This is a genomic window from Actinoplanes sp. NPDC051343 (assembly GCF_044455125.1).
Lineage (GTDB): Bacteria > Actinomycetota > Actinomycetes > Mycobacteriales > Micromonosporaceae > Actinoplanes.
Genome location: NZ_JBITEL010000014.1, coordinates 138,240 through 159,399, shown reverse-complemented (window position 1 = coordinate 159,399; position 21,160 = coordinate 138,240). Strand labels below are relative to the sequence as shown.

Annotated in this window: 19 protein-coding genes and 1 pseudogene; 7 read left to right on the top strand and 13 right to left on the bottom strand. The window is 70.3% G+C overall.

Annotation, left to right across the window (positions count from 1 at the left end):
* Window positions 1-10: 10 nt before the first annotated feature.
* Genes ACIA5C_RS37745 through ACIA5C_RS37730 form a run of 4 tightly spaced genes read left to right on the top strand, consistent with a single transcriptional unit; the run spans window position 11 to window position 3,076 of the window.
* A complete protein-coding gene (locus ACIA5C_RS37745) occupies window positions 11-832 on the top strand; it encodes a hypothetical protein (protein WP_396063813.1) in 822 nt (273 codons plus the stop codon).
* Window positions 829-1,686 (top strand): ATP-binding cassette domain-containing protein, encoded by an 858-nt coding sequence (locus ACIA5C_RS37740; RefSeq protein ID WP_396063811.1) that lies wholly within the window; start codon window positions 829-831, stop codon window positions 1,684-1,686. Before ACIA5C_RS37745 ends, ACIA5C_RS37740 begins: the two co-directional genes overlap by 4 nt.
* Window positions 1,683-2,438 (top strand): hypothetical protein, encoded by a 756-nt coding sequence (locus tag ACIA5C_RS37735; RefSeq protein WP_396063809.1) that lies wholly within the window; start codon window positions 1,683-1,685, stop codon window positions 2,436-2,438. Before ACIA5C_RS37740 ends, ACIA5C_RS37735 begins: the two co-directional genes overlap by 4 nt.
* Entirely contained in the window at window positions 2,435-3,076 is a 642-nt protein-coding gene (locus ACIA5C_RS37730) for a hypothetical protein (RefSeq protein WP_396063807.1), read from the top strand. Before ACIA5C_RS37735 ends, ACIA5C_RS37730 begins: the two co-directional genes overlap by 4 nt.
* Before the next feature lie 7 nt (window positions 3,077-3,083).
* Here the strand turns inward: ACIA5C_RS37730 and ACIA5C_RS37725 are convergent, their stop codons facing one another.
* The 5 genes from ACIA5C_RS37725 to ACIA5C_RS37705 all read right to left on the bottom strand — a co-directional run bounded on the left by ACIA5C_RS37725 (window position 3,084) and on the right by ACIA5C_RS37705 (window position 8,398).
* Entirely contained in the window at window positions 3,084-4,889 is a 1,806-nt protein-coding gene (locus ACIA5C_RS37725) for a glycoside hydrolase family 76 protein (protein WP_396063805.1), read from the bottom strand.
* An 88-nt stretch (window positions 4,890-4,977) separates the two neighbouring features.
* A complete protein-coding gene (locus tag ACIA5C_RS37720; protein WP_396063803.1) occupies window positions 4,978-6,480 on the bottom strand; it encodes a substrate-binding domain-containing protein in 1,503 nt (500 codons plus the stop codon).
* Between the two features lie 138 nt (window positions 6,481-6,618).
* Window positions 6,619-7,371 (bottom strand): ABC transporter permease, encoded by a 753-nt coding sequence (locus tag ACIA5C_RS37715; RefSeq protein ID WP_396063801.1) that lies wholly within the window; start codon window positions 7,369-7,371, stop codon window positions 6,619-6,621.
* Window positions 7,372-7,383: 12 nt separating this feature from the next.
* Window positions 7,384-7,830, bottom strand: a complete 447-nt coding sequence (locus tag ACIA5C_RS37710) for an HlyD family secretion protein (RefSeq protein WP_396063799.1) — start codon at window positions 7,828-7,830, stop codon at window positions 7,384-7,386.
* The gene (locus tag ACIA5C_RS37705; RefSeq protein ID WP_396063797.1) at window positions 7,814-8,398 is read right to left on the bottom strand and encodes a hypothetical protein; all 585 of its coding nucleotides are present in this window, start codon (window positions 8,396-8,398) and stop codon (window positions 7,814-7,816) included. The genes ACIA5C_RS37710 and ACIA5C_RS37705 overlap by 17 nt, the downstream gene beginning before the upstream one ends.
* 159 nt (window positions 8,399-8,557) lie before the next feature.
* On the opposite strand from ACIA5C_RS37705, the pseudogene ACIA5C_RS37700 reads away from it, so the two are divergent.
* Window positions 8,558-8,668, top strand: a pseudogene (locus ACIA5C_RS37700) (ATP-binding protein); the annotation flags it as partial.
* Window positions 8,669-8,712: 44 nt separating this feature from the next.
* Here ACIA5C_RS37700 and ACIA5C_RS37695 read toward each other — a convergent pair.
* The 8 genes from ACIA5C_RS37695 to dnaK are packed head-to-tail and all read right to left on the bottom strand — an operon-like array spanning window position 8,713 to window position 17,797.
* Window positions 8,713-9,300: an HdeD family acid-resistance protein gene (locus ACIA5C_RS37695; protein ID WP_396063795.1), complete on the bottom strand. Its 588-nt coding sequence runs from the start codon at window positions 9,298-9,300 to the stop codon at window positions 8,713-8,715.
* 19 nt (window positions 9,301-9,319) lie between these two features.
* A complete protein-coding gene (locus tag ACIA5C_RS37690) occupies window positions 9,320-11,002 on the bottom strand; it encodes an FAD-dependent oxidoreductase (RefSeq protein WP_396063793.1) in 1,683 nt (560 codons plus the stop codon).
* The gene (gene trxA / locus ACIA5C_RS37685; protein WP_396063791.1) at window positions 10,999-11,433 is read right to left on the bottom strand and encodes a thioredoxin; all 435 of its coding nucleotides are present in this window, start codon (window positions 11,431-11,433) and stop codon (window positions 10,999-11,001) included. The genes ACIA5C_RS37690 and trxA overlap by 4 nt, the downstream gene beginning before the upstream one ends.
* 1 nt (window position 11,434) lies before the next feature.
* Window positions 11,435-14,059 (bottom strand): ATP-dependent chaperone ClpB, encoded by a 2,625-nt coding sequence (clpB, locus tag ACIA5C_RS37680; RefSeq protein ID WP_396063789.1) that lies wholly within the window; start codon window positions 14,057-14,059, stop codon window positions 11,435-11,437.
* Window positions 14,050-14,379, bottom strand: coding sequence for a chaperone modulator CbpM (locus ACIA5C_RS37675; protein ID WP_396063787.1), 330 nt, complete (start codon window positions 14,377-14,379; stop codon window positions 14,050-14,052). Before ACIA5C_RS37675 ends, clpB begins: the two co-directional genes overlap by 10 nt.
* Window positions 14,376-15,350 (bottom strand): DnaJ C-terminal domain-containing protein, encoded by a 975-nt coding sequence (locus ACIA5C_RS37670; protein WP_396063785.1) that lies wholly within the window; start codon window positions 15,348-15,350, stop codon window positions 14,376-14,378. The genes ACIA5C_RS37675 and ACIA5C_RS37670 overlap by 4 nt, the downstream gene beginning before the upstream one ends.
* The gene (locus tag ACIA5C_RS37665; protein ID WP_396063783.1) at window positions 15,350-15,892 is read right to left on the bottom strand and encodes a nucleotide exchange factor GrpE; all 543 of its coding nucleotides are present in this window, start codon (window positions 15,890-15,892) and stop codon (window positions 15,350-15,352) included. Before ACIA5C_RS37665 ends, ACIA5C_RS37670 begins: the two co-directional genes overlap by 1 nt.
* Window positions 15,893-15,898: 6 nt before the next feature.
* Window positions 15,899-17,797, bottom strand: coding sequence for a molecular chaperone DnaK (gene dnaK / locus ACIA5C_RS37660; protein WP_396063781.1), 1,899 nt, complete (start codon window positions 17,795-17,797; stop codon window positions 15,899-15,901).
* A gap of 242 nt (window positions 17,798-18,039) precedes the next feature.
* Between dnaK and ACIA5C_RS37655 the strand changes: the two genes are divergently transcribed.
* On the top strand, window positions 18,040-18,270 hold the full coding sequence (locus tag ACIA5C_RS37655) for a BON domain-containing protein (RefSeq protein WP_396063779.1): 231 nt from the start codon (window positions 18,040-18,042) through the stop codon (window positions 18,268-18,270).
* 116 nt (window positions 18,271-18,386) lie between these two features.
* Window positions 18,387-21,062: a LuxR C-terminal-related transcriptional regulator gene (locus ACIA5C_RS37650; RefSeq protein WP_396063777.1), complete on the top strand. Its 2,676-nt coding sequence runs from the start codon at window positions 18,387-18,389 to the stop codon at window positions 21,060-21,062.
* Window positions 21,063-21,160: the final 98 nt, after the last annotated feature.

Here is a 21,160-nt window from a genome sequence, read left to right as displayed (position 1 = left end):
GGAGGTTCGGATGACCGTCTGGCACCTGGATCCCGAGGCGATCCGCCGGTACGCGCAGGGCGCCGCCCCGCCGGACCTGGCCGCGTCGGCCGAGGCGCACCTGATGAAGTGCGCGGCCTGCCGGGACGCGATCGCCTCGCACGTCGATACCCGGCGGGTCGAGGCGATCTGGGACGAGGTTGTCGACCGGGTCGACGCCCCCCGGCCGAGCCGGCCCGAACGGGTGCTGGCCCGGCTCGGCGTCGGCGAGGCGACGGCGCGCCTGGTCGCCGCCACGCCGACCCTGCGGGGGCCGTGGCTGCTGGGGATCGCGGCCGTACTCGCGCTCTCCGTCTGGGCGGCTCAGGTCGACGAGCGCCTGCTGCGGATGTTTCTCGTGGCCGCCCCGCTCGGGCCGCTGGCCGGGGTCGCGGTGGCCTTCGCGGGCGGCCTCGACCCGACCCGGGAGATCGGGCTGGCCGCGCCGTACCCGGGACTGCGCCTGCTGCTGATCCGTACGGCCGCGGTCCAGGCGGTCAGCGTGCCGATCGTGGCCGCGGCCGGGCTCGCACTACCGGGCTCGCACTGGCTTGCCGCCGCCTGGCTGCTGCCCACGGCCGGGCTGACCTGCGCCGCCCTGGCGCTGATGGCCCGGATGACACCCGTCGTCGCCGTCGGCGTCGTGGCAGCGGTCTGGGTGCTGGTGACCACCCCGACCACCATGGCCGGCCACCTCGACCTCGCCTTCGGCGCCGGCGCCCAGATCTTCTGGCTCGCTGTGGCCGTCGGCGGCGGCCTGTGGCTCGCCGTCACCCGTAACACCGTGACGATCAAACTCGGGAGAAGCGCATGACCGTACGCGTGCGGAGCGCGACAAAATCCTTCGGCCGCACGACGGCGCTGGACAACGTCGACCTCGACGCCGGCCAAGGGGTGACCGGCCTGCTCGGACCGAACGGCGCCGGCAAGACGACCCTGCTCCGGATCATCGCCACCGTCCTGGCGCCGGACCGGGGCACGGTGACCCTGCTGGGCCGTGATCCGGCGCGCCCCGACGACCGGACCCGGATCCGCGAGCGCCTGGGCTACCTGCCGCAGGATGCCGGCTTCCACCGGGGGTTCACCGTCTTCGAGTTCATCGACTATGTGGCGATCCTGAAGCAGATGACCGGCCGGCGGACCCGGCACGACGAGGTCCGCCGGGTCATCGACCGGACCGGGCTGGCGTCGGTCAGCGCCAAGCGGATCCGGGCCCTCTCCGGCGGCATGCGCCGCCGGGTCGGGTTGGCCCAGGCCCTGCTGGGCGATCCCGACCTGCTCCTCCTGGACGAGCCGACGGTCGGTCTCGACCCCGAGCAGCGGCTGCGGTTCCGGGAGATGATCTCGCACGCCGGCGAGGGCCGCACGGTGGTCCTGTCCAGCCACCAGACCGAGGACATCGCCGCCCTGTGCACCCGGATCGCCGTGTTCCACCAGGGCCGGGTCCGATTCACCGGTACCCCCAGCGAGCTGACCGCGCAGGCCGCGGGCCGTGTGTGGGCCGACACCCAGAGGTCGCCGGCCGCGCTCGCGGCGTGGCGCACCGGCGACGGCGTCTACCGCAACGTCGGCGACCCGCCGGCCGGCGCCGAGCTGATCCCGCCCACGCTGGAGGATGCGTACCTCCTGCTCATGGGCGAACCCGATCGGGAGGTCACCCACTCATGAGCACCGCCGCCCTGATCGGCCGGGAGGCCCGCCGCCTCGTCCGGCACCCCGTGCTGTGGCTGGTACCGGTCGTCGTCGCCGTGACCAGCGCGGCCGACGGGGCCGGCGACGGCCGCAACGCCGACTACTGGTACGGCACCATCTTCACCGCCGTCGCGTTCTTCGGGCCGATCATCGTCCTCTTTGCGGCGAACCTGGTCGCCGGCGGCGCCCGCCGCAGCCGGGCCGAGGAGATGGTGCGTGCCACCCCGACCTCGGACACCCGCCGGACCTGGGCGATGAGCCTGGGCATCGCGCTGCCTCTGGTCGGCATCGGCGCCGTCGCGGCGGCGGCCATGGCCGTCATCAGCAGCCTGGACGACATCCCGGCCAAGGACCTGATGAACGCCGGCGAGCTGGCCCAACTTCCGCTCGTCATCGCCGGCGCCGGGCTGCTCGGCGTCCTCGCCGCCCGCTGGCTGCCCTTCGCCGGCGGCGTGCTGATCACCTTCGTGGTCGCGACGCTCGGCGGTCTCGTCGCGTTCCGCCGCTTCGACGACGGCGCCTGGTGGATGTGGTGGACGACCGGGATGACATTCGAGGGCTGGACGCCGGTGCCGGGCCGGCCGTGGCTGCACGTCGCGTACCTGACCGGGCTCTGCGCCTGCGCCGCCATCGCCGCCGTGTACCGCTCCCAGGGCCGCCGGCTGGTCCTCGTCGGCGGGCCGGTCCTGGCCGCCACCCTCGTCCTCGGCTGGCTCCAGCTGCCATGACACCCTCCGTGGCCCGGGAACTGGTCCGCAGCGGCCACCTGGTACGCAGCCTGCACCTGGCCCCGTTCGTCACGAGCGCCGCCGCCGTCGCCGCGTACCTGGTGGCCCGCCTCGGCGACACCCACGACGCCGTCGGCGACCTGCGCGTCCTCGGTCTGCTGCTGGCCCTGGGCGCCGGCTACGCGCTCGACGACAGCGCCGCGATCACGTTGCAGGCCAGCCCGTACGGCCTGGCGCGCCGCCTGTGGCTGCGGATCGCTTGTGCCGCGGCGGTCGTCGTGCCGGTGTGGGCGGCGGTGCTCGCGGTCTATCTCCCCTCGGCTCCGGCCGGCGATCGATGGAACCTCGGCATGGGTCTCACGACCGAGCTGGCCGCCGCGGTCACGGTGATGTGGGCCGTGGCCGCGTGGGCCCGTCGCCAGGGATTCGACCAGCCCGGCATCATCACCACGCCCGTGCTGCTGGCGGCGCTGTTGCTGGCCGCGTCGATTCCGCAGGCCCCGATGCTCGTCGGTTTCGGCCGGGAGTGGACGCCCGCTCACCTGCGCTGGTCGGGCATCACAGCCGCGGCGGCGTGCGCGGTCGTGGCCGCGATGCGCGACCCGGCGCGCCGCCGGGTCGCGCGTCGCGGCAGGTGAGAGGAGTTCAAGATATGCGTACGGAGGACATCTGGTCGTTCGCCGCCGAACCGACGTTCGGGGTGTCCGACGTGTACGTCCACTTGGTGCCGTTGAAGCCGCCGTCCTGGAAGACCTCGACCGTCCAGCCGGCGGGCACCTTGACCGAGGTCATCGAATCGTTGGCCAGGCCCGCTGCTTCGATCTGTGCGACGTCGTAGTCGCCCTTGGCGAGGGAGGCGGCCGTTCCGGAATAGCCTTCGTCGGCAAAGAACGTGGCGCTGGTCGAAGTTCCGGAAGGTGTCAGGTAGTCGATGTTCGCCGCGACGTCGCCGCTGTCGAATTGGACTCTGATCGTCGCGCCGTCGGGGATGGGTACCGCGACGGTGGTGTCGGCGAAAGCCGCGTTCCAGCTTCCGGTGTTGGGAAAGCTGACGTCGCGGGCCTTGACTCCGTTGACGTAGAGACCGAGCTTGGCTCCGGTTTTGGCGCTTGCCGTCCGGAAGGTCAGCGAACTTGCCGCGGCGACGTTGCGGAACTCGACGCCGGCGCCCGCGATGTCGATGCTGCCGACGAGCTGACCGTTGGAGGCCGACGTGGCCGTCTCGTTGCGGCCCGTTCCGTACTTCTGGCCGTTCTCACCCTCGATGCGGCCGGAGAGTTTGCGGGCCGCGAGCGTGTAGGTCATCGCCGCGAGGCCGGAGGCGATTCCGGTCGACCGGCCGTTGGTCAGCGTCTGATCGAAGGTGGCCGAGGGAAGGTCGTTGCTCCGGTGGTCGTACGACGACTGGGCGTTGTTGCCAAGCCAGTCCAGGTATTGGCTCTGCCAGCCCATGGTGATGAATTTGTAGAGCCCCCGAAGGAAGATGCCCTTGAAGACGATCTCGTAGTTGCTGACCGGGTCGGGCCGGTAGAGCCCGTCCTCGCCGACGTGGTCCTCGTAGACGATGACCTGGTTGCTGCCGGTCGTGAAGTGGCTCTTCGCGAAGTCGGCCACTCGCCGGCCGTCGGTGATGTACGTGGTGTTCTTGGTCAGGTCGTACAGGTTGGCGGCGAGCTCCAGGAAGACGCCGGCGTTGTACGTGTAGAGGTTGTCGTCCCAGCTGCGGCCGGAGATGGAGTTCTGGAATCCGCCGTCGGAGCGCAGGAAGCTGGTCTTGAGCCAGTTGTAGGTGTCCTGGGCGATCTGCAGGTAGGTCTTGTCGACGTTCAGCGGGTTGTTGTGCACCGTGCTGTTCGGGTAGTAGCGGGCCAGCTCCGCTGCCGCGATGGCGAAGCCGTTCGACGGGACGTCCTTCTGGTCCTGGACGCCGCGCTCCCGCCAGAACCCGCCGCCGTCGATGTTGTCGTAGAAGTCCGTGTAGAAGAAGTCCGTGTGCCACTTGGCCTGGGCGAGCATGTGCGGGTCACCCGTGGCCTCGTACGCGCTGAGGGCGAATTGGGTGGCCCAGGAGTAGTCGTCGTTCCAGTCCGAGTCATTGCCGATCCAGCATTTCGGGTTGCCGAAGCGGTCGGCCGAGTGGGTGTTCTCGTACCGGTAGTAGGTTTCGCTGATCTGGCTCTTCCATTGTCCGGTGAGCCGTGAGGCGTCGGTCAGGGTCTCCCGGTTGAAAGACGCTTCCCAGAAGTGGATGGCGCTGCTGTCGGACCGGCTGGTCTTGAAGTCGCCGCCGTTGATGTAGAAGGCGTTCAGGAAGGCGTTCGTCGTCCGGACGAGGTCGGTCTGGGTGAATGTGGACGCTGCGCTCGCCGGGCCGGCGGGCAGGGCGCTCACGAGAAGCGCGCCGGCGGCCACCAGCACTGTCGCGGTTCGTAGATGGATTCTCTTCGGCATCGACTCACGCTCCTGGGAGGCATGGCGCCCTTGACGGCATCGATTCGATTCGATTAACCGATGACGTTAAATCGCTCCGGAGGGCGTGTCAACGCCCGCGCGGCCCCGAGCTCGCCCGCACCGTCAGCTCACCGTCGAAAAGCACCTGCGCCGGGCGGGCGGGCTGTCCACCCTCGATCCGGCGAATCAGCATCTCCACCGCCGCCTTGCCCATCGCGGCGGCACCCGGCCCGACCGTGGTGACCGTCGGCGTGGCCATCCGGGCCGCCTGCGCCGGCATGTCGACGGCGAGGACCGAGAAGTCGCCGGGAATCCGGCGGCCGGTGTCGGCCGCGGCGGCCATGAGACCGGGGGTCGCCTGCTCGTTGAAGGCGATCACCGCGGTCGTCCGCGGGTCGGCGGCGATCAGCTCGGCGAACGCCTGCCGGCCGCCCTCGACGCTTCGGGAGCAGGTCAGCGCCGTGAGCGTGACATCCGCCTCCCGCGCCGCCCGCACCATGCAGTCCCGCAGCCGGATCGCATTGCCCCGCCCGGACTCGATGGTCGCGGCGTTCTGGTGCACGAAGCCGAGATCGCGGTGGCCGAGCCCGGCCAGATGCTCAACCGCCAGCGTCGCGCACTGGTCGAAATTGGTGTCGACGTAGTCGAGGTCACCGGGCCCGGCATTGCGGCCGAGCATGGTGAAGGTCAGCCGCGAGTCGCGGAGTACGTCGATCCGCGGATCCTCGAGCCGGACTTCCATCAGCAGGGCGCCGTCCACCAGCCCCTGCCGGGCCAGCCCGGCCAGGTCGTCGAGCTGCTCCGCCCCGGTGGTCCACAGCAACAGGTGATAGCCGCGCTGCTGGGCATGATCGGAGGCGCCGAGGATGTACTCCATCGAGCCGAGATCGATGTGCCACTCGTTCTTGGGGAACAGGACCGCGAGGATCCGGCTGCGCTTGCCCCGCAGCCCGCGGGCCAGGGCGTTCGGTGTGTAACCCAGGTCGAGCATCGCCCACCGGACGCGCTCCCGGGTGACCTCGGCGATGGGCCGGGCGCCGGTCATCGCGTAGGACACCGTGCTGACCGAGACTCCCGCGCGCCGGGCGACGTCGGCCATCGTCGGCACCGCGCCGACCGGTTCGGGGGCCGCACCTGCCGCGGTCTCGCCGGGCGCCTCGCCCTGGCGCGGCGTGCGGCCATGCTCGGCCCAGATCCGCGCCACCGTGTCCTTCCCGACGCCGGCCCGGGCGGCCATCGACCGGGTGCTCCAGCGCTGCGCACCGCCTGGCGGCGACTCCGTACGCGTCAGGCGCAGAACCTCCGCAACCGTTCCGGGCGGCAGCGACGGCTTGCGCCCGCGGCCCTTCGCCACCGATCCCACGCCCGCGGTGCCATCGTCCGCGAAACGCTTGCGCCACCGTCGCACCGTGTCCGAGTCGACCCCGGCGCGCCGGGCGATCTCCTCGTTCGCCACTCCGTCCGCGGCCCACAGCAGCGCGCGCGCCTGTACGACCCGCCGCTGCGGCAGCACGGCGGACGTCGCCATCCGGACCAGCTCGGCGCGCTGGTCGGTGGACAGCGCAAGCGGCGCCGCAGGAACGATCGGCATATCTCAACCCACCAGGTCTATTGACCGACAAGGTGGCGAGAGTCTACCGCACTAAATATCCGACGGCCATGGCCTGAAGGTACCGGTGAGCTCACCGGCCGGCCGCGATGGTGGTGGTTTCCATGGGCGGGGGGCGGTCTACGGGGCGGCCAAAGCCTCTGTGGGGGTGAGCCGCGCCGCCCGGATCGCGGGATAGACGCCGGCCACCACGCCGGCCACCAGGGCGCTCCCGATGCCTCCGCCGACCGACCAGGCCGGCACGACAGCGGGCCATAGGTGCCACGTGGTGTATCCGATCGTGGCGGCCGTTCCGAGTGCGGCACCGGCCGCGCCGCCGAGGGTTGCGAGCGCGATCGACTCGGCCAGGAACTGGATGCGGATCTGGCCGCGGTGGGCGCCCAGGGCCCGGCGCAGGCCGATCTCGCGACGGCGTTCGAGTACCGAGATCACCATCGTGTTCGCCACGCCGATGCCGCCGACCAGCAGCGACACCCCGGCCAGGCCGAGCAGCAGGGAGCCGAACGCGCTCTGCGTGGCCCGCTTGGCGAGCAGCGCGTCCGACGGCCGGCTCACCCGCACCATCCCGGGCAGTTGGGGGTTGACCGTGGCCGGCAGCACGTCACGTACCTGTTCCAGGGCCGGTTCCTGACAGCGTACGTACAGGACGGTCGGATGGCCGTCGAAGCCGAGTGTCGACCGGGCGGCGTCCCAGCCCACCAGCACCGACTGATCGAGGTCGGGCGCGAGCGGCACCGGGGCCAGGATGCCGCGGAGCGCGACCAGTGCGCCGACCGGGACGGCGAGCACCCCCTTGCGGGTGGTGGTCGTGATCCGCACCTGGACGGTCGCCGAATCGTACGAGGTGACCGTCTTCTTCGGGATGACAGTCACGGTCTCCTTGGCCTACGCGCTGTCCCCACCGGCATCGTCCGCGCCGGCGGAGCCGCCACCGGTCACGATCGGGCTGATCGCGGAGATTTTGCCCGGGACCTCACTGCCGTTCGGCAGCGTGATCGACATCGCCATGCCGCTATGCAGCGCCCCCGCGTCGGTCGGGCTCATCGGCAGAGTGACCAGCTTGGTCGTCGAGCTGATCGAGAACAGCGGTTCGTCGACCGGGTCGCCGAGCTGCGCGGTGACCGCGCTGATCCGGCCCGGCCCGGAGACCACGATCGCCTGACTGGGCTGAAGGGCTCCCGGGATCCGGCGGACGTTCGTCGTGGTGACGGCGGGCTCCGCTGCGGCGGGGACCGTCTTCGGCCGTGGACGCAGGGTGGTGAAGGCGGTCCCGCCGCCGACCAACGCGACCGCCGCCACCACCCCGGCGATCGCGCTACTTCGACGAGTCATGGCCACCGAACGCCTGGATCAAGCAGGTCTTTTCGAGTTCGGCCTCGTTGGGCGGGGTCGCGCCGTTCGACGAGTCGTACGTCCACTCGCCGGGCTTGACCACGTGCACCATCACGCCGTGCGCCCGCAGGCATTTCACGTTGTCGTTCCACTGGGCGGCGTAGTTGGGGTTCCTGCTCTCGTCCAGTTCCGCCGGCTCCAGCGGTTGCTTGCTCTGGCACGCCAGGTAGGCCGACTTCGGCTCGCCGCTTCGGTCGAGCAGCCGGGACGGTCGGCCGATCGTGTCCGAAATGCCCATCGCGGGTTCACCGGGTTTCCCGGTCAGCACCTTCACGCCGTGCGCCACCAGGCAGTCGTCGTACGCGATGTACAACCGGTCGTGCTCCGCGTCGCTCGTGTCGAGGCGGATCTGCGGTCGTTGGCTGTCCACTCCGGGTGTGCTGCCGGCCGGTGTCGCCCCGGCGCTCGTCAGCGTCGCGACGTGCTTGTCACCCTGGGCGGCCGGCGAGGCACAGGCACCGAGGAGCAGCAGGCCGGCGACGCTGAGGAGGGCTCTCGTTTTCGGCATGCCCGGTAATGTCGCCGTTCGTTGTCAGAAACTTGTTGTGATCCGGTAGCCATCCCGTTCCGGCTCGGTTTACCGGGGCGGACCGGACTTACACTCCCCCACGTGTTCTACGGCGTCGGCTGCAAACTCGCGGATGGCTAGACCGCCCGGCAGCGCGGGCTCGGCCTGTCGATCGTGCGGAAGCTGATCGAGGCACACGGCGGCACCGCGAGCGTGCGAAGCGAGCCGGGAGCCGGGGCCACCTTCACGCTACGGCTGCCACACGGATGAACGGCACCGGCCGATCGCACGTCCGGGCCTCCAGCCGTACGCATTCAGGCTGTGGCAGCTCGACGGTGGTGTCCGGCCGCTGCCGGATCGTGGCGCCGCTCCCGGCGCAGACGCAGGCCGAGCATCAGCAGCGTGACGCCGAAGGCGATGGCCGCGATACCGATCAGCACCACCAGGGCCAGGACTCCGGCCGCCGGCCAGACGAGCAGCAGAACGCCGAACAGCACGGCCAACGCACCGCTCAGGGCAAGCAGCCATTCGCGCCGCATCTGTTTGCGGAGTTCGAATGCCGCGACGATGTCGAACACCCCCGTCACCAGGGCCCAGATGGCGATCACCCAGAGCAGGGCGAGCGCGGTGATACCCGGCCAGACGACCGCGATGATGCCGGTCAGGATGCCGGCGATACCGCGGACGAAGAGCCACACGCGGCTGCCACGTGCGCGGCCGTTCCGGTTGCCGACCGCGGCGACCAGGGTGAACGCGCCGTCCACCAGCGCGTAGGCGCCGAAGACGATGACCAGCGCGAAGACGGAGATCGCGGGCCAGGCGAGGGCGAGCACACCGAACATGATCGCGGCGACGCCACGCAGAGCCACCGCCCACCAGTGACGGCTGAGTGTCTCCAACATGATGGTTTCCTTCCGGACGTCATATGCGGGACCGCTGCCGACCGGCAGCATCTCCGAACTTGGCCAGGTGGTCATGGATCAGGCGAACGGCCATGGACCCCTCACCGACCGCGGAGGCGACCCGTTTGATCGAGCCGCTGCGCACGTCGCCCACTGCCAGGACGCCGGGGCGGCTGGTTTCGAGCAGCACAGGTTGGGGTGCGTCGGTGCGCACCTGCGCTCCGGTCAGGACGTAACCGCGCTCGTCCAGGGCGACACTGGCCGCCAGCCAGCCGGTGCACGGCTGCGCCCCGATGAAGGCGAACAAGACCGTCGTCGGGATCTCCTGCCGCTCACCGGTCCTGGTGTCGCGCACGCCGAGCGCCTGCAGCCGGCCGTCGTCACCGATCAGCTCGGCGACCTGGGTGTTGCGCAGCACGTCGACGTTGGGCAGTCGCTCGATCTGGTCGACCAGGTAGCGGGACATGTCGCGGTTCAGATCGTCGTGCAGGATGATCAGCCGTACCCGCGCGGCGTGCCGGGCGAGAAAGACCGTGGCCTGGCCGGCCGAGTTGCCGCCGCCGACGACCGACACCGGCTGCTGCTCGCAGAAGACCGCCTCCATGAAGGTGGCGGCGTAGTACACGCTGGTGCCCTCGAACTCCGCGAGGCGCGGCACGTCGAGTCTCCGGTACCGCGCGCCGGTAGCGACTACGACCGTCCGGGTCCGCAACTGCGCCCCGTCGTCGAGGTACACGATCTGGTGACTGTGGTGCCATCCCAGCCGTACCGCCTCGACCGGAACGTTGAGGTCGGCGCCGAACTTCTTCGCCTGCACCACGGCGCGGTCGGCCAGTTCAGCGCCCGAGATGCCGGCCGGGAAACCCAGGTAGTTCTCGATCCGGGAGGAGGTACCGGCCTGCCCGCCGGTGGCCACCATGTCGAGGACGACCGTCGCGAGTCCTTCAGAAGCGCCGTACACGGCGGCGGCGAGACCGGCTGGGCCCGCGCCGACCACGACGAGATCGCACATCGCCTCGTCCTGGCCGGAACGCCGCAGGCCGGCGACCCGCGCCAGTTCCGCGTTCGAGGGGTTGCGCAGCACCGTGTCGCGCCAGATCACCACCGGTGTGTCCGTCGCGCTGATGGCCAGCCGGCGCAACAACTCCTCGGCGCCCGGATCCTCCTCCAGGTCGATCCAGGTGTGCGGCACGCGGTTGCGGGCAGCGAGTTCGCGCAGCCGGCGGGTATCCGGGCTGAACCGCGAACCGACGATCTTGATGCCGGTGATGCCGCCGATCAGCAGTTCCCGGCGGGCAAGGAAACTGCGCAGGATCAGGTTCCCGAGGTCGGGCTCCTCGCGGACCAGTTCGTGCAGCGCGTGCAGAGGCACCGCGAGAACCTCGCCCGGTTCCTGCGCGACCATCGAGACGAAGGACGGCTGGCCGGTGAGCAGACCGAGTTCGTCGAGAAACCGGCGGGCGGCATGTACCCGAACCATCCGGGCTTTCGGCGTGCCGTACCCCTCGATCACCGCGACCTTGCCGGACAACACGACGAAGAAGTCGCGGTCCCGCTGGCCTTCGGCGACAAGCACCTCACCGCGCTGGACCGGCCGCTTTTCACCGTGCCGGCTCAGCAACCCGATCTGCTCGTCGGACAGGCGGGGATAGGCGCCGGCCAGATCCGGTGTCTCGGAAAGCCGCTCCTGGTCCGGGTTCACGCCGCGCTCCGCAGGACCTCGTCCACCCAGCTGCGCAGGGCGGAAGCGGGTGACGCGCCGGCCCGGCGGGCCACCACCCTGCCGTCGCGCATCAGGATCAGCGTGGGTACGGCCTGGATCGTGAACCGCTCGGACACCTTCGGCGCCTTGTCCACGTCGACCTTGACCAGCTTGACCTTGCCGGCCAGGTCGCGGGCCACCTGTTCCAGCGCGGGGCTGACCTGCCGGCACGGGCCGCACCAGGTCGCCCACATGTCCACCAGGACCAGGATGTTCGCCCGCTCGGCCACGTCGCCGAAGTCGTCGTCGCCAGCCTCGGCTATCCAGGGCAGCGGCTTGTGGCAGTTGCCGCAGTGCGGGGTGCCTTCGGCCGCCCCGGCGACCCGGTTCTTGCGCCCGCAGTTCGGGCACTCGATCACCTTGCTGTCCACGTCACTCCTCCGCCGACTTCTCGTACGTGACGGTCAGCTCGCCGTCGACCAGGTCCACCCGGATCACCGCGCCGTCGCGGGCGTCGCCGGCTAGCAGCGCCCGGCCGATGCGGGTTTCCACCTCGCGGGCGATGAAGCGGCGCAGTGGCCGGGCGCCGTACACCGGATCGAAGCCCTGGCGGGCGATGAATCGCCGTGCCTCGCCGGTGACCTCCAGCGTCATTCGCCGCTCGGCCAGCCGCTCGCGAAGCTCGTTGAACATCAGGTCGACAATGCGTTCGATCTCCGGCTGAGTAAGCGGCTTGAACAGCACGATGTCATCGACCCGGTTGAGAAACTCGGGCCTGAAGTGCCGCCGCAGTTCGCCCATGACCAGCTCGCGGCCCTCGGGCTTGATCTCACCAGCGTCGGAGATGCCCTCGAGCAGGTACTGGGAGCCGATGTTCGAGGTCATGATGATCACGGAGTTGCGGAAGTCGACAGTACGGCCCTGCGCATCGGTGAGACGCCCGTCGTCCAGAACCTGCAGCAACGTGTTGAACACATCCGCGTGCGCCTTCTCGATCTCGTCGAAGAGCACCACGGAGTACGGCTTGCGCCGGACCGCCTCGGTGAGCTGACCGCCCTCTTCGTAGCCGACATATCCCGGGGGCGCCCCGACGAGCCGGCTCACGGTGTGCCGTTCCTGGTATTCGCTCATGTCGATCCGGACCATGTTGTCCTCGGTGTCGAACAGCGCAGCGGCCAGGGTGCGCGCCAGCTCGGTCTTGCCGACTCCGGTCGGTCCCAGGAAAATGAACGACCCGATCGGCCGGCGAGGGTTCTTGATGCCGGACCGGGCCCGGATGATCGCGTCGGTGACCAGCTGCACGGCCTCGTCCTGTCCGATCACCCGCTCGTGCAGGATCTCGTCCATCCGCAGCAGCTTCTGGCGTTCGCCCTCGGTCAGCCGGCTGACCGGAATGCCGGTCCACCGGGCGACGATGCCGGCGATCTCGGCCTCGGTGACCACCTCGCGGAGCAGCCGCTTGCCGCTCTGCTTCGTGGCCAGCCGCTGCTCCTCGGCCTGCAGCCGGCGTTCCAGCTCCGGTAGCCTGCCGTGCCGCAATTCGGCGGCCTGGTTGAGGTCGTAGTTGCGTTCCGCCTGTTCCGCCTCGTGCCGGATCTGTTCGATCTCCCGGCGCAGCTCTTGCACCCTTCTCAGGGCCTGCCGTTCGGCGTCCCACTGGGCGCGCAACGCGTCCACTTCGGCCCGCAGGTCGGCGAGCTCCTTGCGGAGCTGGTCGAGCCGGGCCAGGCTCGCGGGATCCTCCTCTTTGGACAGCGCAGCTTCCTCGATCTCCAGGCGGGTCAGGCGCCGGGTGAGCTCGTCAAGTTCGGCCGGCATCGAGTCGATCTCCGTACGCAGCATCGCGCACGCCTCGTCGACCAGGTCGATCGCCTTGTCCGGGAGGAACCGGTCGGAGATGTACCGGCGGCTGAGGACCACCGCGGCGACCAGCGCCGCGTCTTGGATCTTCACCCCGTGGAAGACTTCCAGCCGCTCGCGCAGTCCGCGGAGGATCGAGATGGCGTCCTCCTCGGACGGCTCCTCGACCACCACCGGTTGGAACCGGCGTTCGAGTGCCGCATCCTTCTCGATGTGCTTGCGGTACTCGTCCAGCGTCGTCGCGCCGATCATGTGCAGCTCGCCGCGCGCGAGCATCGGCTTGAGCATGTTGCCGGCGTCCATCGCGCCCTCGGCACCGCCCCCGGCGCCGACGATGGTGTGCAGCTCGTCGATGAACAACAGGATCCGTCCCTCGGCGGCCTTCACCTCGGACAGCACGGCCTTGAGCCGTTCCTCGAACTCGCCGCGGTACTTCGCGCCGGCAACCAGGGAACTCATGTCCAGGGCGAACACCACCTTGTCCCGCAGTCCCTCGGGCACGTCGCCGTTGGTGATCCGCTGGGCCAGGCCCTCCACGATGGCGGTTTTACCCACCCCGGGTTCACCGATGAGAACCGGATTGTTCTTCGACTTGCGGGACAGAATCTGGATCACCCGGCGGATCTCGCCGTCGCGTCCGATGACCGGGTCCATGGTCCCGGCGGCGGCGTCCGCGACGAGGTCGCGACCGTACTTGGCCAGTGCCTCGTAGGCGACCTCCGGCATCGCCGAGGTCACCCGCTGGTTGCCTCGGATCTTCGTCAGCTCCTGGAGGAAGCCGTCACGGGTGAGTCCCGCGTCGCTGAGCAGCCGGCCGGCCGTGGAGCCCCGTCCCTCCTGAAGCATGGCGATCACCAGGTGCTCGACGGAGACGTACTCGTCCTTGAGCCGTTTCGCCTCCCGCTCGGCGGCGTCGAACAGCCGGGACAGGCGCTGGGTGACGAAGACCTGGCCGGGTGCGGCGCCCGGTCCACTGACCCGGGGCCGCCGGTTCAGTTCCGACTCCAGTTGTTCCCGTAATTTGTCCGGGTCGACGCCGGTCGCCGGGAGCAGCCTGGGCACCAGACCCTCAGGCTGCTCGATCAGGGCGAGCAGCAGGTGCTCGACGTCGATCTCGGTGTGGCCGAACCGCAGCGCCTTGGTCTGGGCGTCGTGAAGGGCCTCCTGCGATTTCTGGGTCAGGCGGTTCAGGTCCACGATCTGCCTCCGGTGCGTCGAGAGGTCGTGACACGAACTTCATGCTCGAGGGCGGCCACGCGGTCGAGGAGGTCGATCACGAGGCCGAGGGCGGCGTAGTTGACGCCCAGACCGGCGCGCAGGCGCCGGACACGGGCCAGAGCGAGCAACTGGTCGCGCCCGAACCACAGGTTTCCGGCGGCGTCGCGTTCGGGGTCGAGGATGCCCAGCGCGACGAGACGTTGGACCATCTCCGGGTGCACACCGCCGGTATGACTGAACGTCGTCAGGCTCAGCCGGCTGATCGCGGGTCCCGGTGTCCGGGCGAGGGGAAAGGTCATGGCCGCCTCCGCGGGTCGAAGGTGGAGACGACGGCGAGTTGCTCGAACAACCGCCGTTCCTGGTCGGACAGCTCGGGCGGGACCATGATCCGGGCCTCGGCGTACAGGTCACCCGGCCGGCCGCGGGGGTTCGGCAGTCCCCGTCCTTTCAGCCGCAGCCGCCGACCGCTGGACGTACCCGGGGGGACCCGGACCTTCGCCTCGCCGCCGGGGGTGTCAACCACGATGGACGCGCCGAGTGCGGCCTCCCACGGTGCCAGCGGCAGGTTGGTGGTGATATCCCGTCCGTTGACCCGGTACCGCGGGTGCGGTGCCAGTCGGACCACGAGGTAGAGGTCGCCGGCCGAGGCGCCGTCGCCGCCGCGGCCGCCCTGGCCGCTCAACCGGATCCGCCGGCCCTCGGTCACCCCGGGCGGAATCGTCACGTCCAACGTGCGGCTGCCGTCGGGGCCGGACAGCGTGACGGTCCGGCGCCCGCCGGTGTACGCCTCCTCGACCGTCAGTTCGATCTCGGCCTCCTGGTCCGCGCCCGGAAGCGGGCCGAAGCCACCGCCGCCACGGCCGCCGAACATCCCGCCGAACATGGACTCCAGGTCGATGTCCTGGAAGTGACCGGACTGGGTGTACGCGTCGTCCGCGGCACCTCCGCCGCGACGCGCACGTCCACCGCCACCTCGGCGGGCGCGACCGCCGCCGGTCCCCGCGCCGGCCCGTGCCCAGGTCTGCGGGTCCACGTCCGGTGGCACCTGGCGGAAGTCCGGGCCGAAGGCGTCGTACCGGCGCCGCTGCTCCGGATCGGAGAGCACGTCGTAAGCCTCGGAGATGTCTTTGAACCGCTCCTCCGCACCCGGATCCTTGTTGACGTCGGGGTGATAGGTCCGGGCCAGTTTGCGATACGCCCGCTGCATGTCCTCCGCGCTGACGTCTCGGGAGACGCCCAGCGTGTCGTAGAAGTCGCGGGACGGCGCCATCAGGCGCCCTTCGCCACGACCACGGAAGCGGGCCGCAGCGGCCGCTCGTCAGTGCCGTAACCGGGCCGGACGACCTGCAGGATCGTGCCCGGCGCGGCGTCGGTGGCCGGCAGTACGGCCACCGCCTCGTGCCGGCTCGGGTCGAACGGCTCGTTCAGGTCGGCGCGCAGCGGATAACCGAGGTCGGCCAGGACGGCGAGCGCCTGTTGGCGGACGGCCTCCAACCCGGACACGATCGATGCCGGTTCGGCGGCGGCGTGCTGCAGGGCGAGCTCCAGATTGTCGAGGACGGGCAGCCATCGCGCCGCCACCCGGGCCCGCTCGTCTTCGCGCTCCCGGTCGGCGTCGCGTGCCATCCGCTTACGCAGGTTGTCGAAGTCGGCCACCGCCCGCCGGTAGCGTTCCTCCGACCGGGCCAGCTGGTCACGCAGCTCCGCGATCTCGCCACGGACCTGCGGGTCCACACCGTCGGTGGCCGGTTCCGGCGGGCCGGGGGAGGCTACCGCCCTGGACGCCGCCCGCTCGCGTTCCTGATCGGTCATCGTCGGTCACCCGGTCGTGAATTCGGCGTCGATCACGTCGTCGTCATCCTGGCTTCCCGACGAGTTGCCCGGTGAGGACGAGCCACCGTCCGCGCCACCGGCCGCCGGGCCACCGCCGCCGGCACCGAGGCTCTGGAAGACCTGTTGCAGTTCCGCGGTCAGCGAGCGGAGCCGATCAAGCGGCGCCTCATCTTTGATCGCCTGGCGCGCGTCGTTGACGAGCATCTCGGCGCGGCCCTTCTCGTGCACGGGTACAGCGTCGCCCAGTTCGTTCAGCCGCCGTTCCACCTGATACGCCGCGGAGTCGAGCTCGTTGCGGGCGTCGATCATCTCGCGCAGCCGGGCGTCCTCACCACGATGGCGTTCGGCGTCCTGGACCATGCGGTCGATGTCGCCCTTATCCAGGTTGGAGCTCTCGCTGATGGTGATGCGCTGCTCCGCGTCGGTGTCCTTGTCCTTGGCGGACACGTTGAGGATGCCGTTGGCGTCGATGTCGTAGGTGACCTCGATCTGTGGCTCGCCACGTCGCGCCGGCCGAATGTTCTCCAGCCGGAACCGGCCGAGCACCCGGTTGTCATCCGCCTTCTCCCGCTCGCCCTGCAGTACCACCACGTCCACAGCGGGCTGGTTGTCGGCCGCGGTGCTGAAGGTCTCGGTGCGCCGGGCCGGGATGGTGGTGTTGCGGCCGATGACCTTCGTCATCACGCCGCCCATGGTCTCGATGCCCAGCGACAGCGGGGTGACGTCGAGCAGCAGGACGTCCTTGACCTCACCTTTGATGATCGCGGCCTGCAACGCGGCGCCGAGCGCGACGACCTCGTCGGGGTTGACCGTCATGTTCGGGTCCTTGCCGCCGGTGAGCCGGCGGACCAGTTTCTGCACGGCCGGAATCCGGGTCGAGCCGCCGACCAGGATGACCTCGTCGATGTCGTTCGCGGTTACCTTCGCGTCGGACATGGCCCGCTCCACCGGGTCCAGGCACCGCTCGACGAGATCGTTGGTGAGGTCCTCGAACTTCGCGCGGGTGATCGTCATGTTGAGGTGTTTGGGGCCGTTGGCATCCGCCGTGATGAACGGCAGGTTGGCCGTCGTCTGGGTGACCGACGACAGTTCCACCTTGGCGCGCTCGGCCGCCTCGAAGAGCCGCTGCAGGGCTTGCGGGTCGCGGCGCAGGTCGATGCCGTCCGTCTTCTGGAACTCGTCGGCCATGTGGTCGACGAGCCGGCGGTCGAAGTCGTCGCCGCCCAGGTGGGTGTCGCCGGCGGTGGAGCGGACCTCTACCACGCCGTCACCGACGTCCAGGATGCTGACGTCGAACGTGCCACCACCCAGGTCGAAGACCAGGACGGTCTCGTGTTCCTTCTTGTCGAGGCCGTACGCCAGCGCCGCCGCCGTCGGCTCGTTGATGATCCGCAGTACCTCGACCCCGGCGATACGGCCGGCATCCTTCGTCGCCTGGCGTTGCGCGTCGTTGAAGTAGGCCGGCACGGTAATGACAGCCTCGGTGACACGCTCGCCCAGGAACTTCGAGGCGTCCTCGACCAGCTTGCGTAGCACCAGGGCGGAGATCTCCTCCGGTGCGTAGAGCTTGTCGCGGATCTTGAACCGGACTGCACCGTCGGGGCCGGAAACCACGTCGAACGTCACCGTGTTCAGCTCGCTGGACACCTCGTCGAAGCGGCGTCCGATGAAGCGCTTCGCCGAATAGATGGTGCCCTTGGGGTTGAGGATCGCCTGACGGCGAGCCAGCTGACCGACCAGTCTTTCGCCCTGCTCGGTGAAGGCCACCACCGACGGGGTGGTCCGTGAACCCTCCGCATTGGCGATGACCGTCGGCTGCCCGCCTTCCACGGTCGCGATCACCGAATTCGTGGTGCCGAGATCGATGCCGACTGCCTTGGGCATGACGCGCTCCTCCAACATCGCGGGTGGGGTTGAGGTATCGCGGGGCTGCGTCGCCCGGGATACACACGGGATCGCGGGCTCCGCTTCCCTGTTCCAGAGCACCAGCAGTCGCCGAGGGTGTCGATTGGCAGATCTGCCAATCCGGCGGCCGGCGCCGTCGGCTAACCCGGTGTGGGTGAGCCGGGCTCATCCGTCCGGGGACCAGTCTCAGGCAGTCCCGTCGGCCGCCCGGAAGGAACACCATGGCCTCCGACAGCACGCCGATGCCCGACTACTTGAAGGACCGGATCGCCGGCGCGCTGATCCGCAGCGCCTTGGTCGACGCCCGGGCGATCACCGTCACCGCCACCGACAGCCGCGTGGTCCTGACCGGAACCGTGCGGTCCCGGGCGGAACGCCAGGAGGTCGAGCAGGTCGCCTGGTCGGCGCCGGGCGTGACCCAGGTCGAGAACCGCGTAACCGTGCGACCCTGACCCAGCTGACCGGCACGACCATCACGGATCGGCAGTCCTGCCAATCGACAATCCCCATCCGCGTTGGTGGGATCGAGACAGGACGTTCCGCCGCGACGTGGGTGAGGGCCGCTCGGATGACGATCATCGAGGAAGCACCGACCGGCGACTGGCGCTCCGGCCCGCTGCCTGATTCGCCCGCGCTCGACCCGAGGCCGGCTGGCGTGCCCGCACTCGGCCGGCAGCTGTTCCATGTCGCGCGGCCGCACCTGCTGTCCCGTCTGGACGCCCGGCACGCGCGCCTCACCGTCGTGTCCGCGCCGGCCGGCTGGGGGAAGACGACCCTGCTGGCGTCATGGACACACCGCCAACGGGGTCGTGCCGTCTGGGTGCCCGGTGGCAGCAGGGCCGGATTCTGGCACCGGCTGACCACCGCGGTCGCCAGCCGGGCACCGATCCGGTCCGAGGAGGCCGCCACCGCCGATCCGGCGGACGGCCCGGCCCGGCTCGCCGCGATGCTCCGGAACACGTCGTCGCCACTGGCGATCGTGGTCGACGACTGCAACGACGTCGCCGGCGCGGACGCGCTGGCCGATCTGGCGCAGGCGGTGCGGACCACCGACGGGCCGGTGCGGCTGGTGCTGGCCTGCCGCGGCGCTCCGGCGCTCCCCCTGCACCGCTGGCGGATGGACCGGCAGCTCGTCACGCTCGGCGAGGACGAACTCGCCTTCTCCGTCGATGAAGTAGCCGGCCTGTTCGCAGGCCAGCAGGTGGCGCTGCCGCACCTGGCCGCCGCGGATCTGCACGCCCGGACGGAAGGCTGGGCCACCGGTCTCCGGTTCGCCGTCACCGCCATGGCAAACCGTACCGAGCCTGCCCAGCCACTGCTGGACGCCAGGGCAACCGACCTCATCGCCGACTATCTCGGCGCCGAGGTGCTGGCCCGGCTCGATCCCCAGGTGCGGCGCATGCTCGTGGACGCGTCGGTCGCCGAGCGCCTGACCGCCGATCTGCTCAACACGCTCACCGATCGCGTCGACGGCGCCGCCGTCCTGGACGACCTGCAGCGGCAGGGTGCGTTCATCCGCCGGTACCTCGCGCCCGGCGATTGGTATCGCCTGCATCCGATGTTCAGCCGGGTGTTGTACCGCGAACTCACCCGGCACGATCGCGACCGAGTCGGCCGGGCCCACCGCCGGGCGGCCGACTGGCACCTCGTTCAGGGACCACCCGTCGAGGCGCTGCGGCATCTACTCGCGGCCCGCGAATGGCAGCGGGCGGGCGACGTGCTGCATCGCCACTGGCCGGACATCACGATCGGCAGCCGGCGGCTCGACGGGGCGCCCATCGTCACCTCCATGCCCGGTCCCGACCCGCCGGCGCACGTCGTCCTGGCGATGGCGGCGGAACGTCTCGACGCCGGCGACACCGCTTCCGCCCGGCATCTGCTGCACCTGGCCGAGGCCGCCCCGGACGAGGGCGAACCCGTGGCGTCCATCATGACGGCCTTCCGGCTGGCCACCGCGAGGCTCGACGGTCACCTGCACCGCGTGTGCTCGACGGCCACCGAGATCCTGGCCGCACCGGCTCCGGACTCCTCGGCGGCGGCCATGCTGCGGCCACTCGCCCTGCTGTCTGTAGGCGCGGCGAAGCTGCACCTCGGACAATCGAACGAGGCAGGCCGGTATCTCGGCGAGGCGCAGACCCATGCCCGGCGGTGCGACCTCGATCATGTCGAGATCAGCGCCACCAGTCATCTGGCGGCCTGGCATGCGACGCTCGGTCATCTGCACGACGCGGCCCGGGCCGCCCGGGAGGCGCTCGAACGGGGCTCCCGGCGGGGTCTCGGGCAGCTGACCGATCTGAGCTGGAGCAGGCTCGCGCTGGCCGAGGCGTACTTCCAGTGGGACCGGCTCGACGACGCCTGGTGCTGCGCCGACGCAGCCCTGGACAGCTCCTGCGGCGACCGGCTGATCCAGCTCACCGGGACGATCCTGCAGTCCCGCATCCGGGTGGCCACCGGCCGGCTGACCGAGGCGCACGACGCGCTGCGGGACGCGCATCACGAATCTGGCACTGCGGAACTGCCGGCGCCGGCCCGGCGCGCCCTCACCCTGGCGGAGGCCGAACTGCGACTCGCGTGCGGCGACCCCGCTGCCGCCCGCGAGCGCCTGTCATCCTGGCCGGACGAGGAGCCAGTGCCAGCCCAGACAGCGGTCGTCGAGGGATCTGTCCTGCTCTCCGAGGGCCGACCGGCCGAGGCGAGCACCGTGGTCGCGCCGTACCTCACCCGCGCCGATAGCTGCACGTCACTGACCTGCCGGGCCCGCGCGGGTCTCATCGCCGCGCTGGCCGGGAAGGCAGCCGGGCACCGAGATCAGGTCATGCTCGGTCTCGGTGTCGCGTTGAAGGTGGCCGACGATGAAGGGCATCGGCGCTGCTTCACCGCCGGCGGACACCCGGTACGGGCCCTGATCGAGTCGGTGGCGCCCGCGATGTCCGCGTACCCGCCGGTGGTGGCCGCACTCACCGCCACGATCGACCCGGTGGTCGCGGAGGCGGCCGGGCCGCACCTGCCTTCGTACCAGGACCGCGGGCCGGCCATGACCGGCACTCTGGTCGAGCCGTTGACCAGCCGGGAACGGACCGTGCTGCGGTATCTGCAGGGCACGTTGTCGCATGTCGAGATCGCGGCCCTGCTGTACATCTCGGTCAACACGTTGAAGACGCACGTGAAGAACATCTACCGCAAGATCGGCGCTGACCGGCGCAAAGAGGCGGTCCGGCTGGCGCGCGAGCTGCGCCTGCTGTGAGCGCCCCTCATCCGGCCGGGATGAGATGCCGTCGACACCTCGGCCGGCGGAACCACCCACTCCAGGTGACCCGTGCTCGGCCGCCCCGGCGCGACGAT